The 13971-nt window shown below is 67.8% G+C and carries 12 protein-coding genes; 9 read left to right on the top strand and 3 right to left on the bottom strand.

What is annotated here, in order from left to right:
- Nucleotides 1-80 precede the first annotated feature (80 nt).
- From VSR34_RS13370 to VSR34_RS13360, 3 genes are all read left to right on the top strand, one after another.
- Nucleotides 81-1541, top strand: coding sequence for a PLP-dependent aminotransferase family protein (locus tag VSR34_RS13370; RefSeq protein ID WP_342962692.1), 1461 nt, complete (start codon nt 81-83; stop codon nt 1539-1541).
- A 72-nt stretch (nt 1542-1613) separates the two neighbouring features.
- Nucleotides 1614-3089: a multidrug transporter subunit MdtD gene (mdtD, locus tag VSR34_RS13365; RefSeq protein WP_342962672.1), complete on the top strand. Its 1476-nt coding sequence runs from the start codon at nt 1614-1616 to the stop codon at nt 3087-3089.
- A 297-nt stretch (nt 3090-3386) separates the two neighbouring features.
- Entirely contained in the window at nt 3387-4652 is a 1266-nt protein-coding gene (locus VSR34_RS13360; protein ID WP_036019898.1) for an EAL domain-containing protein, read from the top strand.
- A gap of 1 nt (nt 4653) precedes the next feature.
- Here the strand turns inward: VSR34_RS13360 and VSR34_RS13355 are convergent, their stop codons facing one another.
- Nucleotides 4654-5757: a sigma-70 family RNA polymerase sigma factor gene (locus tag VSR34_RS13355; RefSeq protein WP_342962671.1), complete on the bottom strand. Its 1104-nt coding sequence runs from the start codon at nt 5755-5757 to the stop codon at nt 4654-4656.
- A gap of 189 nt (nt 5758-5946) precedes the next feature.
- Between VSR34_RS13355 and clpP the strand changes: the two genes are divergently transcribed.
- The gene (clpP, locus tag VSR34_RS13350; protein ID WP_081716119.1) at nt 5947-6627 is read left to right on the top strand and encodes an ATP-dependent Clp endopeptidase proteolytic subunit ClpP; all 681 of its coding nucleotides are present in this window, start codon (nt 5947-5949) and stop codon (nt 6625-6627) included.
- Nucleotides 6628-6882: 255 nt separating this feature from the next.
- Here clpP and sodB read toward each other — a convergent pair whose 3' ends face one another.
- Together sodB and xseA are read right to left on the bottom strand one after the other, a co-directional pair.
- A complete protein-coding gene (sodB, locus tag VSR34_RS13345) occupies nt 6883-7461 on the bottom strand; it encodes a superoxide dismutase [Fe] (RefSeq protein ID WP_028213411.1) in 579 nt (192 codons plus the stop codon).
- Nucleotides 7462-7907: 446 nt separating this feature from the next.
- Nucleotides 7908-9284, bottom strand: coding sequence for an exodeoxyribonuclease VII large subunit (xseA, locus tag VSR34_RS13340; protein ID WP_342962670.1), 1377 nt, complete (start codon nt 9282-9284; stop codon nt 7908-7910).
- A 510-nt stretch (nt 9285-9794) separates the two neighbouring features.
- Here xseA and lpxK point away from each other — a divergent pair.
- From lpxK to VSR34_RS13315, 5 genes are all read left to right on the top strand, one after another.
- Nucleotides 9795-10874, top strand: a complete 1080-nt coding sequence (gene lpxK, locus VSR34_RS13335) for a tetraacyldisaccharide 4'-kinase (protein WP_342962669.1) — start codon at nt 9795-9797, stop codon at nt 10872-10874.
- The gene (locus VSR34_RS13330; RefSeq protein ID WP_028213414.1) at nt 10855-11058 is read left to right on the top strand and encodes a Trm112 family protein; all 204 of its coding nucleotides are present in this window, start codon (nt 10855-10857) and stop codon (nt 11056-11058) included. Before lpxK ends, VSR34_RS13330 begins: the two co-directional genes overlap by 20 nt.
- A 127-nt stretch (nt 11059-11185) precedes the next feature.
- A complete protein-coding gene (gene kdsB / locus VSR34_RS13325; RefSeq protein ID WP_028213415.1) occupies nt 11186-11989 on the top strand; it encodes a 3-deoxy-manno-octulosonate cytidylyltransferase in 804 nt (267 codons plus the stop codon).
- 298 nt (nt 11990-12287) lie between these two features.
- On the top strand, nt 12288-12950 hold the full coding sequence (gene adk, locus VSR34_RS13320) for an adenylate kinase (RefSeq protein ID WP_028213416.1): 663 nt from the start codon (nt 12288-12290) through the stop codon (nt 12948-12950).
- 221 nt (nt 12951-13171) lie between these two features.
- Nucleotides 13172-13930 (top strand): 3-hydroxyacyl-CoA dehydrogenase, encoded by a 759-nt coding sequence (locus VSR34_RS13315; RefSeq protein ID WP_028213417.1) that lies wholly within the window; start codon nt 13172-13174, stop codon nt 13928-13930.
- Nucleotides 13931-13971 lie beyond the last annotated feature (41 nt).

The following is a 13971-nucleotide window of genomic DNA, read 5'->3' as shown; positions in this document are numbered from 1 at the left end:
GTTAGCCCGGAACTGTGCAGCCGAAAAATCGAACAGTCCAGGCCGTGTCGAACTTCAGCCCGAAGCGAGACACCAGCGAGATCCCTATGAAACTCGAACTCGATCGCACGAGCGGCGTTCCGCTCACCGACCAGATCGTCAACGGCGTGCAGACCTGGATCCGTTCGCGCGTCGCGCATCCCGGCGCGCGCCTGCCGTCGATCCGCCAGTTCGCGGCCGACTACGCGATCAGCCGCTTTCCCGTGATCGAGGCGTACGACCGGCTCGTCTCGCTCGGCTACCTCGACTCTCGCCACGGCTCGGGCTTCTATGTGAGCGAGTATGCGCGCGCGGGGCTGTCGGGCATGGGCACCTGCGACCTCACGAACGCCGCCGACGAGTCGGGCCATCTGCTCAGCCAGATGGAGCGCGGGGGCGAACTGCTGCAGCTCGACAGCGGCTCGATTCCGGTGGCATGGCGCGACGTCGACGCGATCGGCCAGGCGATCCGCCACGTCTCGCGCAGCGACCCCGCGAGCCTCGTCGACTACGGCACGCCAATGGGAGACGCCACCCTGCGCGAGCACCTGCGCAACCGGCTCGCGCCGCTCGGCATCGCCGCGCAGTCGCAGCAGATCCTCGTCACCGAAGGCGCGAGCGAGGGCTTCGACCTGCTCCTGCGCTACATGCTCAAGCCCGGCGACACGGCCTTCGTCGAGGATCCCGGCTACTACAACCTGTACGGCCTGCTCAAACTGCATGGCGTGCGCCTCGTGGGCATCCGCCGCACGTCGAGCGGGCCCGACCTCGATCACCTGCACGCGATGCTCGCCGAGCACCGCCCGCGCGCGTTCTTCGTCAACACGGTGTTCCACAACCCCACCGGCTCGACGATCGCGCCACCCGTGGCGTTCCGGCTGCTCCAGCTCGCGCGCGAGCACCGCTTCACGATCGTCGAGGACGACATCTACGCCGATTTTCAGGCCGACCCGACCGACCGGCTCGCCGCGCTCGACCAGTTCGAGCACGTCGTGTACGTGGGCGGGCTCTCGAAAACACTCTCCTCGTCGCTGCGGGTGGGTTATGTGGTGGCGAACCCGGCGATCGTGCGCGATCTCGCGGCCATCAAGGCGCTCACCACCATCAGCGGCTCGCGTTTCGCGCAGGCCGTCGCCGCCACGCTGCTCGAGCGCGGCGCCTATCGCAAGTACCTCGACCGGCTGCGCCGGCGCATCGCCGAGGCGCAAGGGTCGGCCACGCGCACGCTCGAAGCCCATGGCTGGGAACTGTTCGGCGGCCCTGCGTCCGCAACGGCCGCAACGGCGAGCGCGGCGCGCGGCTATGCGCAGACGGGCGGCAAGTTCGTCTGGGCCCGCGTGCCGCACGTGGACGATTCGACGCGGCTCGCGGCCTGCGGCGAACCGCTCGGCGTGGCGGTCTCGCCGGGCAGTCACTTCCGCCCGCACGGCGAGCCGAGCCCGTGGATCCGCATCAACGTCGCGCTCACGCATGATCCGCGCGCCCAGGCGTTCTTCGCGGCGGCGGCGCAGCTACGCGGATAAACGCCTCCCGGGGACGCGGCGGCCGCGGCGCCGCGGAACCGCTAACTGCGCGTGCAGGGCGTTTTCCCTACAATGGCGCTTGCCTGCGAGCCCCACTCCCCGCCCATGTCCGAATCCGCCGCCGCGTCCAGCACTGCCCCGTCTCCCCGCTCCTTGTCCGTGATGCTGTGGCTCGTCGCCACCGGCTTCTTCATGCAGACGCTCGATTCGACCATCGTCAACACGGCGTTGCCGGCGATGGCCAGAAGTCTCGGCGAACTACCGTTGCGCATGCAATCAGTCGTGATCGCGTATTCGCTCACGATGGCGGTGATGATTCCGGTGTCGGGCTGGCTCGCGGACAAACTCGGCACACGCCGCGTGTTTCTCGGCGCGATCTTCGTGTTCACCGTCGGCTCGCTGCTGTGCGCGAGCGCGCATACGCTGAACCAGCTCGTGCTCTCGCGCATCGCGCAGGGCGTGGGCGGCGCGATGCTGCTGCCGGTCGGCCGCCTTGCCGTGCTGCGCACGTTTCCAGCCGAGCGCTATCTGCCCGCGCTCTCGTTCGTGGCGATTCCGGGCTTGATCGGCCCGCTCATCGGCCCGACGCTGGGCGGCTGGCTCGTGCAGATCGCCTCGTGGCACTGGATCTTTCTCATTAACGTGCCCGTGGGCGTGGTGGGCTGCGTCGCCACCTTCATCTTCATGCCGGACAGCCGCAACCCCGAGACGCCGCGCTTCGACCTGCCAGGCTACCTGCTGCTCGTCACGGGCATGGTGGCGATCTCGTTCGCCCTCGACGGGCGCGCCGAGTTCGGCATCCAGCACGCCACCGTGCTCGTGCTCTTCATCCTCTCGCTCGCCGCGTTCGTGGCCTACGGCCTGCACGCGGTGCGCACGCCCCAGCCCATCTTCTCGCTCGATCTCTTCAAGATCCACACCTTCAGCGTGGGCCTGCTCGGCAATCTGTTCGCGCGCATCGGCAGCGGCGCGATGCCGTATCTGATACCGCTGCTGCTGCAGGTGGCGCTCGGCTACACGGCGTTCCAGGCAGGTCTCATGATGCTGCCCACCGCAGCCGCGGGCATGTTCTCCAAGCGCCTCGTCACGTATCTCATCATGCGCCACGGCTACCGCCGCGTGCTGGTCTCGAACACGGTGCTGGTCGGCCTCATGATGGCGAGCTTCGCGCTTTCCACGCCCAACGAACCGCTGTGGATGCGCATCGCGCAGCTCGCGCTGTTCGGCGCCGTCAACTCGATGCAGTTCACGGCGATGAACACCCTCACGCTCAAGGATCTCGGTACCGGCGGCGCGAGCAGCGGCAACAGCCTCTTCTCGCTCGTGCAGATGCTCTCAATGAGCCTCGGCGTGACTGTCGCCGGTGCGCTGCTCACCACCTTCACGGGCATCATCGCCCACAAGACGGACGCGAACGTGATCCCGGCGTTCCACGCGACGTTCATTTGCGTCGGCATCATGACGGCGGCCTCCTCGTGGATCTTCGGGCAGCTCTCGCCGGACCTGCGGCGCACCGCGAAGCGGACCGATCCGTCCGAACGGACCTGACAACCGCGCGGCTGAGGCGCCGCGCTTGTCACACTGAGTTGCCACCCTGAACTCGCAGCCGGCGCGCGCACCGCGAAGGTGCAGCGCGCGCCTCCCGGCCGTGCGCGGCTCGCACCCACGACAGCTTCCCGCACCAGCGAGTGCACCATCGAGCGCATCTTTTACGAAACAGCGCGGCCCCTGCATGGCCAATGGCCGCGGGAACCGCGACTTGCATACTTTTTGCTGTCCTATCCTGTAAACTTGACGCTCACGCGTCCAGCCCGCCATGCGCCCCATCGAATATTCCTGACCAGCATGATCGACATCGATCCCCCCGGCTACCAGTCACGCCCGATCGCGGGCGAGGAAGGCGCCCGCCGCACGGTGCTATACGGCGGCTACACCGTCTTCAGCGTGTTTCAGCCCGTGTTTTCGGTCGCGCACCGGCGCGCGATCGGCTATCACGCATCACTGCGCGCGCACGACGAGCAGGGCCAGCAGGCGCCGTCGCAGGAGGTGTTCACGCAGGCGGCGCGGCGCGGCGACCTGCTGGAACTCGGCCGCCTCGCGGAATCGCTGCATCTGGGCAATTTCAACGCCTTCGATTCGCATGACGAATGGCTGTTCCTGAGCCTGCATCCGGCCGCGCTCATGGACACGAGCTACGGCGACGCCCTGCTTGCCGGCCTCAAGGCGCTCGGCCTGCAGCCGCAGCGCGTGGTGCTCGAAGTGTCGGAGCAGGCAGGCGGCGAGAACTCGCGCTTCGCGGAAATCATCGACGGGCTGCGCAAGGCGGGCTTCGTGATCGCGCTGGATGGCTTCGGCGCGAAGCATTCCAACATCGACCGCGTGTGGCAAGTGCGCCCCGACATCGTCACGCTCGACCGCAGCCTGCTCGCCCAGGCGAGCCGCCACGCGCATATCGAGCGCGTGCTGCCGGGGCTCGTCTCGATGCTGCACGAGTCCGGCCAGCTCGTGCTGGTGGGCGGTTTGTCGACCGAGCGCGACGCGCTGATCGCGCTGGAGAGCAACGCCGATTTCGTGCAGGGCGCCTGGTTTGCACCGCCCGATGTCGAGCCGGTGCCGCCCGCCAAGGCCGCACAGCTCATGGAAGACCTTTCCGCGCGCCTGCGCGAGTCCGTGAGCGCGCGCGAACGGGCACAATGCGCGCGCCTCGCACCCTACGTGAACGCGATCGAGGCCGCAGCGAAGCAGCTTGCCGGGGGCGCGAGCATGAGCGACGCCACCTTGCCGCTGCTCGGCCTCGACGACACGGCGCGCTGCTTTCTGCTCGATGCGTCCGGCCGCCAGATCGGCGACAACGTGCTGCCCGACGGCCGCACGTCGCAACGCGCCAAGCGCTTTCGGCCGCTGCTGCATTCGGAGGGGGCGAGCTGGGAGCGGCGGCCTTACTTCATCGGTGCGATGAAGACGCCGGGCAGCGTTCAGTTCACGCCGCCCTATCTGTCGATCAACGAGGCGCACCTGTGTGTGACAGCCTCGATCTCCGCGCAAACGCCGCACGGCGTGCAAGTGCTTTGCGTCGACATCAACTGGGAATCGGCGGCACGGCGCGTGTAGTTCACGCGACGAGCGGCTCGGCAAGCGTCGTCGCGCCGCCGTCCACGGCCCACGCCCGCGCGGTGGCGGCGCGCGTCAAGGCCGCACTGCTTTCCGTGGCAATGCGGGCGAGCAGCTTGTGCACCGCCTCGCCGCCGAAGGCGCGATTGGCCGCCGAGAGCGCGCGCCCAGCGCCCGCTGCGGCAACGCAGACAACCGGCTCGAGCCGACCGTCCCCGCCGTCGCACAGATGCAGCCAGGCCGCCAGCTCGCCGTCCTGCGCGACCAGCACCACGCCCGGTTCGCCTTCCAGCGAGAGCGCTTCCGCCCGCAGCAAAGACGCGGTGGGCGCCTCGTGCCCAGCCCGGCTGCTGGAAACGCCAGCCACGCTCGCCGCGACCAGCGCGGTTGCCGTCACGCCCAGCAGATCCATCAATCCCGCGCGATCCTGTGCATGCAGCACGTCGCGCAACCGCTCCACGGTGCGTGCATGGCGAGCCTTGTCCGCCGGAGCCGCGTGGGGCGCGGCCTCGCGCGCCAGCCGCAGGCGGGCGCGCCGCACGATCTGGCGGCAATGCTCGTTCGTGCAGCCGGTGAGCGCGCCGATCTGCGCGTAGTCGCAGTCGAAGGCCTCGCGCAGCACGAACACGGCCTGCTCGAGCGGTCCCAATCGCTCCAGCATGAGCATCAGCGCGTCCGAGAGCCGCGCCGCGCGCAGGCCCGCTTCCTCCGCCGAGGGTGCCGCCTCCTCGATCCACGCCGGCTCATATTCGCCCGCGCTCTCGCGCCGCAAGCGCCGCAGCCTGTCGATGGCGAGCCGCACGGTGACCGTGGCGAGCCAGCCGTGCGGTGCGCGCAACGCCTTCGCGTCGGCGGCGCGCCAACGGAACCAGGCGTCCTGCACGACGTCCTCGGCCTCCGCGCGGCTGCCCAGCACGCGCGAGGCCAGCGCGATCAGCCGCCCGCGCGCCTCGCCGAAGGCGGCGGCGCGGCGCGCTTCGGTCCACTCTTCGCACCACGTCTCTTCTTGCGGACCGGGTTCGTCGTGCGCCGGGGTCGCAGTCTCATTGCGCGCGACGTCCTCTCCACTCGCTCCGAGACGCGTCGAATCGATTGCCTGGGTCATCCTCTTCGCTCCTTCGCAGTGCCTGTTTCGCTCCTGCCGTTGTCCTCATGACGATCTGAACCCGGCCCGCGTGACAAACGCGTGCGAAAAAATTTTCGTCACGCGGCGGTCGCGCCGGGCGTCATGTGGGCAGTGGCGCGAGTGCGCCGCCAACTTCAACTGCGCCGATGGAAAAACGCGAGGATTCTCATGCCGCTCTTTGCCCCAACTTCTGCTTCGCCTTTCGCCCCACCCTTTGAACCGCATCATGCAGCATTGCCGCCGAGCGCGCTCAATCTCGTCCCGACCGTGATCGAAACTTCGGGTCGCGGCGAGCGCGCCTACGACATCTACTCGCGGCTGCTGCGCGAGCGCATCGTGTTCCTCGTCGGGCCGGTGACCGAGCAGACCGCGAGCCTCGTGGTCGCGCAGCTGCTCTTTCTCGAAGCGGAAAATCCGGAAAAGGACATCAGCCTCTATATCAACTCGCCGGGCGGTTCGGTCTACGACGGACTCGCGATCCACGACACGATGCAGTTCATCAAGCCCGATGTCTCGACGCTCTGCACCGGTTTCGCCGCCAGCATGGGCTCGTTTCTGCTCGCCGCGGGCACACACGGAAAACGATTCGCACTGCCAAACGCACGTATCATGATCCACCAGCCTTCCGGCGGCGGCCAGGGCACCGCCGCCGACGTCGAACTGCAGGCGCGCGAGATCATTTACCAGCGTGAACGCCTGAACGCGATGCTCGCTGCACACACCGGGCGCGACATCGAGCAGGTCGCGCACGACAGCGACCGCGACAACTTCATGTCGGCGCAGGCCGCGGCCGACTACGGCCTGATCGACCGCGTGCTGACTTCGCGCGATGATGCGCTACTGCGCTAAAGCGTCGGGCGGCGGCTCGCTGGCTCAAACTCGTGTTCGTTGAAGATGCCGCTTCGGGTCTGGGCAAAGCGATGCATCACGTCTCGTTCGAGAAGCTGTTTCGCCGGATGGGTCACGTGCTCGATGCAGGAAACCCTCGCCGCGTTTGCGTGAAGCGGCGTGAAGCGATTCGCGCACAAGCAAAAAAGCCCTCGATAAAATCGAGGGCTTTTTCATGCGCCCCGCAAACCGGCGGCGCAAGCAACGGACTTCGAATTACGCGAAGTTCTGCGCTGCGAAGTTCCAGTTCACGATGTTCCAGAACGCTTCGACGAACTTCGGACGCGCGTTGCGGTAATCGATGTAGTAAGCGTGTTCCCACACGTCGATCGTGAGGAGCGGCTTGGCGTCGGTCGTGAGCGGCGTGGCGGCGTTGCTGGTCGACACGATGTCGAGCGAGCCGTCAGCCTTCTTCACGAGCCACGTCCAACCCGAGCCGAAGTTGCCGACTGCGGCCTTCGTGAAGGCTTCCTTGAATGCGTCGTAGGAACCCCACTTGGCGTTGATCGCGTCGCCGAGCGCGCCCGACGGTGCGCCACCGCCCTGCGGGGAGAGGCTGTTCCAGAAGAACGTGTGATTCCAGATCTGGGCCGCGTTGTTGAACACGCCGCCCGACGACTTCTTGACGATCTCTTCGAGCGAGAGCTTTTCGAACTCGGTGCCCGGAACGAGGTTGTTCAGATTCGTGACGTAAGCCTGGTGGTGCTTGCCGTAGTGGAACTCGAGCGTCTCTTCCGACATGTGCGGAGCGAGGGCGTTCTTCGCGAACGGCAGCGGCGGGAGCGTAAATGACATGATGCGGTTCCTTCGTCGTGTTATGGGGAGTTCTGCGTGACAACCGGCATGGAGCACTCGATTGTAGGCGAGTTGGAATAACCCCGCAAACGCGCGGCCTTTATGCCGGTGATCCTTTTCCGCGGGGCTTTTGCGCATGTTCGGCCTCGCAGTTTTGCGCCGGTTCCCCGGGGGTCGATGGTGCAGTTGCTGCAGCGGCTGCAAGCCGCACGACGCGCCGTTTAGCGGCGCTCGCACAGTGCTTCCGACGCCGCGCGCGCGGATGCTTGCATGCCGCAATGCCGCTGCAAGATTCGCGCAACGGTCATGCAAACTTCCGGCAACGAAACGGCAACAATCGCCAGCACGCGCCAGCCGCCACAGCACGGCGTCGCGGCAGCGCGATCGCGCCAGCCCTTGCGTCGGGAGCAAGTCGCGCGCCTGGCGGCTTGCCTCGCGGCCCGTCGTTAGAAGCCGTCCGCCAGACGCGGCTGCACATCGGCGAGCGCGACGTCGGCGCTGCCTTGCGCGAGATGCACCGTGAGCCGCTTGCCGGGCTTGAGCGCGGCGGGCGAGCGCACGGCGGCACCGGTTTGCGCATCGAGCAGCGCCGCATAGCCGCGCTCGAACGTGCGCTGCGGGCTCAGCACTTCGAGGCGCGCCGCGAGTTCCGACACGCACGCCGCTTCGCGCTCGCGCCGACGCGCGAAGGCGCCGTCCAGACGCCGGCCGAGCGACTCCACGCGGGTGCGCTGCGCCGTGGCGTCGGGGCGTGCGCGCTGCCAGCGCATCTGCAAGACGTTCAGACGCGCGCGCGCCTCGGCGCTGGCGCGCGAGCCCGCCGATGCGAGCCGTATCGCGAGCTGGCGCAGATGCGCGCGCTGCTGCGCCAGCCGCTCGACGGGCGAGACGAGCCGGCGCGCCAGCCAGTCGAGCTGCTGCGCGCGCCGCTCGAGCAGCCGGCCGAAATCGCGCGCGAGCGCGGCATGCCGCTGGTCGAGATCGCGCAGCAGCACCGTGCGCTGCGGACTGACGAGTTCCGCCGCGCCCGTCGGCGTGGGCGCGCGCACGTCGGCGGCAAAATCGGCGATCGTGAAATCGGTTTCGTGCCCGACGCCGCTCACCACGGGGATCGCACTGGACGCAATCGCCCGCGCGAGCGTTTCATCGTTGAACGACCACAAATCCTCGATGGATCCGCCGCCGCGGCACAGCACGAGGACATCCACCTCATTGCGCGCGTTCGCGGTCTCGAGCATCGCCGTCAGCTTTTCGGCCGAGCCCGCGCCCTGCACCGGCGCCGGATAGATGATCACCGGCACGTGGGGCGCACGCCGGCACAAGGTGGTCAGCACATCGCGCAGCGCGGCGGCCTGCATCGACGTAATCACGCCGATGGCGCGCGGGTGCACAGGCATCGCTCGCTTGCGCGCGGGATCGAACAGCCCTTCGGCCTCCAGTTGCGCCTTCAGGCGCAGGAAGGCTTCGTAGAGCCGGCCCTGGCCGGTGCGCCGGACGGCCTCGACGTTCAGCTGCAACTCGCCGCGCGGCTCGTACATCGTGACCAGCGCCCGCACTTCGATGCGGTCGCCTTCGCGCGGCGTGAATTCAGCGTACTGGGCGCGACCGCGGAACATCACACAGCGGATCTGCGCCTGGGCGTCCTTGATCGAGAAGTACCAGTGGCCGCTCGCGGCCCGCGTGAAATTGGAAACTTCGCCCGAGATCCAGGCGAGGGGGAACGTGCGCTCCAGCATCGAGGCAATCGCGCGGTTGAGCGCCGAGACCGGCACGACGACGTCGCCCGAAGATGCTGAGGAAGCGGAGAATCGGTCGGATAGCATGCGAAAGGTAATGGAAATGCATCGGCCGGACAGACGATAGACCGTTCGGGGGGCGCGAGTCCAGCACGAATGAGACCCGGCCCGCAACCCTAGGCGAGGTGTCCACACCGGCTGCGTCATGCGGCGCGATGCCGTCGAAATCCATGCAAACGCTGACAAATATGCGCATCCGGTTGATTTGCAAAGGTTTTTTATCTCTATAACCCGCTCGCCGCCCGATGGAATGTCCGGAGAATGGGCCTTCCAGCCTCTCCGGCTCCTATTTCTCCACAAAGTTATCCACAGGCCGCGATTTTCCGGGGTTTCTCCCGGCTAGCGCGCAGCCGATGAATTGCGGGCGGACAGGCAACTTGCCGCGCGCCGCCGACCCGCGCTAGAGTGCCGGGTTCACGATCGCCTGCTCCCCATCAGGCGCATGGCGCTCACCTCGAACCGGAGAACCGACCCGATGCCCGCCCTGACCGTCAGCTTTGCGCATCCCGCGTCCGGCGCTTCGCGCGCTGATTGCCAATGAGCGGCCCCGCCCTCAGCCTGAAGGATCGTCTCGAAGCGCAATTCGCGCACGCGTGGCAGCGGCGCGGCGCGCTCGCCTGGGCACTCGCGCCGCTTGCCGCCGTGTTCGCCGCCGTGAGCGGCGCACGCCGCGCCGCGTTTGCGGCGGGCTGGCTCAAGAGCGTGCGCGTGGGCGTGCCCGTGGTGGTGGTCGGCAACGTGACCGTGGGCGGCACGGGCAAGACGCCCACCGTGATCGCGCTGGTCGAGGCGCTGCGCGCGGCGGGCTTTTCGCCCGGGGTGGTCTCGCGCGGCTACGGCGCGAAAATCGAGCGCCCCACGCTCGTCACGCCGGACACGCCGCCCCGGCTCTGCGGCGACGAACCTTTGCTGATCGCCCGCCGCACAGGCGTGCCCGTGTGGGTCTCCCCCGACCGCGTCGCGGCGGCCACGGCGCTATGCTGCGCCCACCGCGACGTCGATGTAATCGTGAGCGACGACGGCCTGCAGCACTACCGCCTCGAGCGCGACGTCGAGATCGTGGTGTTCGATCATCGCCTCGGCGGCAACGGCTTTCTGCTGCCCGCGGGCCCGCTGCGCGAGCCGCTTTCGCGCCGGCGCGACGCCACGCTCGTCAACAATCCATTCGAGCGCACGCTGCCGGCCTGGCCCAATACGTTCGCGCTCAAGCTCGAACCCGGCGATGCCTGGCATCTCGCCAGCCCGGCGCTGCGCCGCCCGCTCGCGCAGTTCGCAGCGGGCGCGGCCACATCGGGGCAAGGCGCCGGGGCGCACGGCTCGCAGGCGGCCGTGCGCCTCGTGGCGGCGGCCGGCATCGGCTCGCCGGAGCGTTTTTTCGCGACGCTGCGCGCGGCGGGCCTCGCGCCGCAAACCATGCCGCTGCCCGACCACTACGCGTACGCGACCAACCCGTTCGCCGATGTGGTCGCCGACGCGATCCTGGTCACGGAAAAGGATGCGGTAAAATTGGGGGCCTGGAACGATGCGCGCATCTGGGTCGTCCCCGTTGAAGCCGCGCTCGATCATCGCCTTATCACCCTGGTTGTGGAGAAACTCCGTGGACGCTCGTCTGCTTGAAATCCTGGTCTGCCCGATCTGCAAGGGTCCGCTCAGCTACGACCGCGCCGCGCAAGAGCTGATCTGCAGTGCGGACAAGCTCGCCTACCCGATCCGCGACGGCATCCCCGTCATGCTCGTCGACGAAGCGCGTCAAACCGTGGAAGGCACGCCGGTCGATCCGGCCGGCCCGGGCGCCGCATAAGACCCCGCGGGCCGCGCCCCTCCCCCGTCTGGAAGCCGAACCCTTGCGCGCCGCCTGCGGCGCGCTGCCGTTTCCAGATCCGGTTTTCTCTTTCCCCTCCCGTCTTCGTTCCTTGCTCGAACCGGTCATGACTGCTCCCGTGCAACCCTTTATCGCCGTCGTGCCGGCGCGTCTCGCCTCCACGCGGCTGCCCAACAAACCGCTCGCCGACATCGGCGGCAAGCCAATGGTGGTGCGCGTGGCCGAGCGCGCGCGCGATTCGGGCGCGCAGCAGGTGCTGATCGCTTCGGACGCGCAAACCGTGCTCGACGCCGCCCGCGCGCACGGCTTCGAAGCCGTGCTCACGCGCGCGGATCATCCCTCGGGCACCGACCGCCTCGCGGAAGTCGCCGAGCATTTCGGCTGGAGCGACGACACCATCGTGGTGAACGTGCAGGGCGACGAGCCGTTGATCGACCCGGCGCTCGTGTGCGACGTTGCGTCGCATCTCGCCGCGCACCCCGAATGCGCGATCGCAACCGCGGCGCATCCCATCTCGGCACCCGACGAAATCTTCAGCCCGAACGTCGTGAAGGTCGTGCTGGACGCGCGCGGCGTGGCGCTCTATTTCTCGCGCGCACCCATTCCCTGGGCCCGCGACGCATGGCAGCCGCACTGGTCGCCGGCGCGTCTCGATCTCGGCGCAATGCCCGCCCCGCCTGCCCCCGCGACGGTTTACCGTCACATCGGCCTGTACGCGTATCGCGCGAAATTCCTGCGCAGCTACCCCTCGCTCGAGCACTCGCCGATCGAGCAGGTCGAGGCGCTCGAACAGCTTCGCGCGATGTGGCACGGCGAGCGCATCGCGGTACTGGTCACGCAGGAAGCGCCGGCGCCGGGCGTCGACACCCCGGCTGATCTCGCACGCGTGCAGGCGCTATACCGGCCTTAATTCCGTCCGTGGAGCAAAAATCCCATGGCATAATCAATTGTTAGCGCGAGCCGTCTAAAGCCTCTATGCGTCGGGATTTCCCCGCTTTGAGGCACCGCCCCGCAGCGCCGCTCCGTGTCCCAGGCAGGTCACGGGGACCGGGCGAAAGCCGCGCGGGACGTCTCGCCGCCCCCGCCAGCACGCGCCTCGACGGCCGTGAAAGCATGGTCGAGGAGACGCACGAACGCCGCGGATACCGCCCCACCGTGTGGGTCAGCCGCCGCGCCGCAAGAATTCACACAGATCGGAGATTGTTCACATGCGTTTGATCCTGTTGGGCGCCCCCGGTGCGGGCAAGGGAACCCAGGCAAACTTCATCAAGGAGAAGTTCGGCATCCCGCAAATCTCGACGGGCGACATGCTGCGCGCGGCCGTCAAGGCCGGTACGCCGCTTGGCCTCGAAGCGAAGCGTTTCATGGACGCCGGCGAGCTCGTGACCGACGAGCTCATCATCAATCTCGTGAAGGAACGCCTTCAGGAGCCCGACTGCAAGAACGGCTACCTGTTCGACGGTTTTCCGCGCACGCTGCCGCAAGCCGAAGCGATGAAGCAGGCTGGCGTCGCGATCGACTACGTGCTCGAAATCGACGTTCCGTTCGACGAAATCATCACGCGCATGAGCGGCCGCCGCATGCACCCGGCTTCGGGCCGCACGTATCACGTCAAGTTCAATCCGCCCAAGGTGGACATGACGGACGACATAACGGGCGAGCCGCTGGTCCAGCGCGACGACGACAAGGAAGAGACGGTGCGCAAGCGTCTGGACGTGTACGTCGCCCAGACCAAGCCCCTCATCGCGTACTACAGCGACTGGGCGAAGCGCGGCGAGGAAAACGGCCTGAAAGCGCCGCAGTATCGCGCGATCTCGGGCCTCGGCAGCGTGGACGAGATTCGCGAGCGCGCGTTCGAAGCGCTCAAGTAAGCGATTCGAGCTCCGGATTCAAAGTCCTGATTCAAAGTCCTGATCCAAAGTCCGATTAGTGGCCGGTCTCGGCACACTTGCTGGTTTGCCTGCGGGCCGGCTGGCGCCGCACTCCCGATGTGACTCGGGACGCGACGCCAGCCGGCCCGCTTGGTTTTTGGTCGGCGTCGCGTGGGCCTGCTCGCTGCGCGCGGCATAGCCACATCGAAAGGAGACGAAACATGCAGATCCGCGGCAACGTATTTCTCATCACCGGCGGCGCGTCGGGGCTCGGCGCGGCCAGCGCGCGCCTGATCGCAAACGAGGGCGGCAAGGTCGTCATCGCCGACCTCAACGAGGACGTGGGCAACGCACTCGCCACGGAACTGGGCGGCGCATTCGTGAAGTGCAACGTCGCGAGCGAAGAGGACGGCGAGCGCGCCGTGGCCGCGGCAACGGCGCTCGGCACGCTGCGCGGCCTCGTGAACTGCGCGGGCATTGCGCCGGCCGTGAAGACCGTGGGCAAGGACGGCCCGCATCCGCTCGATGCGTTCTCGAAGACCATCTCCGTCAATCTGATCGGCACGTTCAACATGATCCGCCTTGCAGCGGCCGCCATCGCCCAGACGCCACCCAGCGAAGGCGGCGAGCGCGGCGTGATCGTCAACACGGCATCGGTGGCCGCGTACGACGGCCAGATCGGCCAGGCGGCCTATGCCGCGTCGAAAGGCGGGGTCGTCGCCATGACGCTGCCAATCGCGCGCGACCTCTCGCGCAGCGGCATCCGCGTGATGACGATCGCACCCGGCCTCTTCGAAACGCCGATGCTGCTAGGCATGCCCAAGGAAGTGCAGGATGCGCTCGGCGCGATGGTCCCGTTTCCGCCGCGCCTCGGCAAGCCTGAGGAATACGCGATGCTCGTCAAGCAGATCGTCGAGAACCCGATGCTCAACGGCGAGGTGATCCGCCTCGACGGCGCGATTCGCATGCAGCCGAAGTGACGGCGCGCGCGGCTCCCGCGCGATAAAAAAAGCCCGCGACT

The organism is Paraburkholderia sp. JHI2823, assembly GCF_038900695.1.
In the GTDB taxonomy this organism is placed as follows: Bacteria; Pseudomonadota; Gammaproteobacteria; order Burkholderiales; family Burkholderiaceae; genus Paraburkholderia; species Paraburkholderia mimosarum.
The sequence above is the reverse complement of the archived record's forward strand: the minus strand, read 5'-3'. Positions and strand labels throughout refer to the sequence as shown.

Coding starts and splice junctions, on each gene's coding strand:
- mdtD (WP_342962672.1), top strand. CDS start 1,614: ATGGCGCTTGCCTGCGAGCCCCACTCCCCGCCCATGTCCGAATCCGCC.
- VSR34_RS13360 (WP_036019898.1), top strand. CDS start 3,387: ATGATCGACATCGATCCCCCCGGCTACCAGTCACGCCCGATCGCGGGC.
- VSR34_RS13355 (WP_342962671.1), bottom strand. CDS start 5,757: ATGACCCAGGCAATCGATTCGACGCGTCTCGGAGCGAGTGGAGAGGAC.
- clpP (WP_081716119.1), top strand. CDS start 5,947: ATGCCGCTCTTTGCCCCAACTTCTGCTTCGCCTTTCGCCCCACCCTTT.
- sodB (WP_028213411.1), bottom strand. CDS start 7,461: ATGTCATTTACGCTCCCGCCGCTGCCGTTCGCGAAGAACGCCCTCGCT.
- xseA (WP_342962670.1), bottom strand. CDS start 9,284: ATGCTATCCGACCGATTCTCCGCTTCCTCAGCATCTTCGGGCGACGTC.
- lpxK (WP_342962669.1), top strand. CDS start 9,795: ATGAGCGGCCCCGCCCTCAGCCTGAAGGATCGTCTCGAAGCGCAATTC.
- kdsB (WP_028213415.1), top strand. CDS start 11,186: ATGACTGCTCCCGTGCAACCCTTTATCGCCGTCGTGCCGGCGCGTCTC.
- adk (WP_028213416.1), top strand. CDS start 12,288: ATGCGTTTGATCCTGTTGGGCGCCCCCGGTGCGGGCAAGGGAACCCAG.
- VSR34_RS13315 (WP_028213417.1), top strand. CDS start 13,172: ATGCAGATCCGCGGCAACGTATTTCTCATCACCGGCGGCGCGTCGGGG.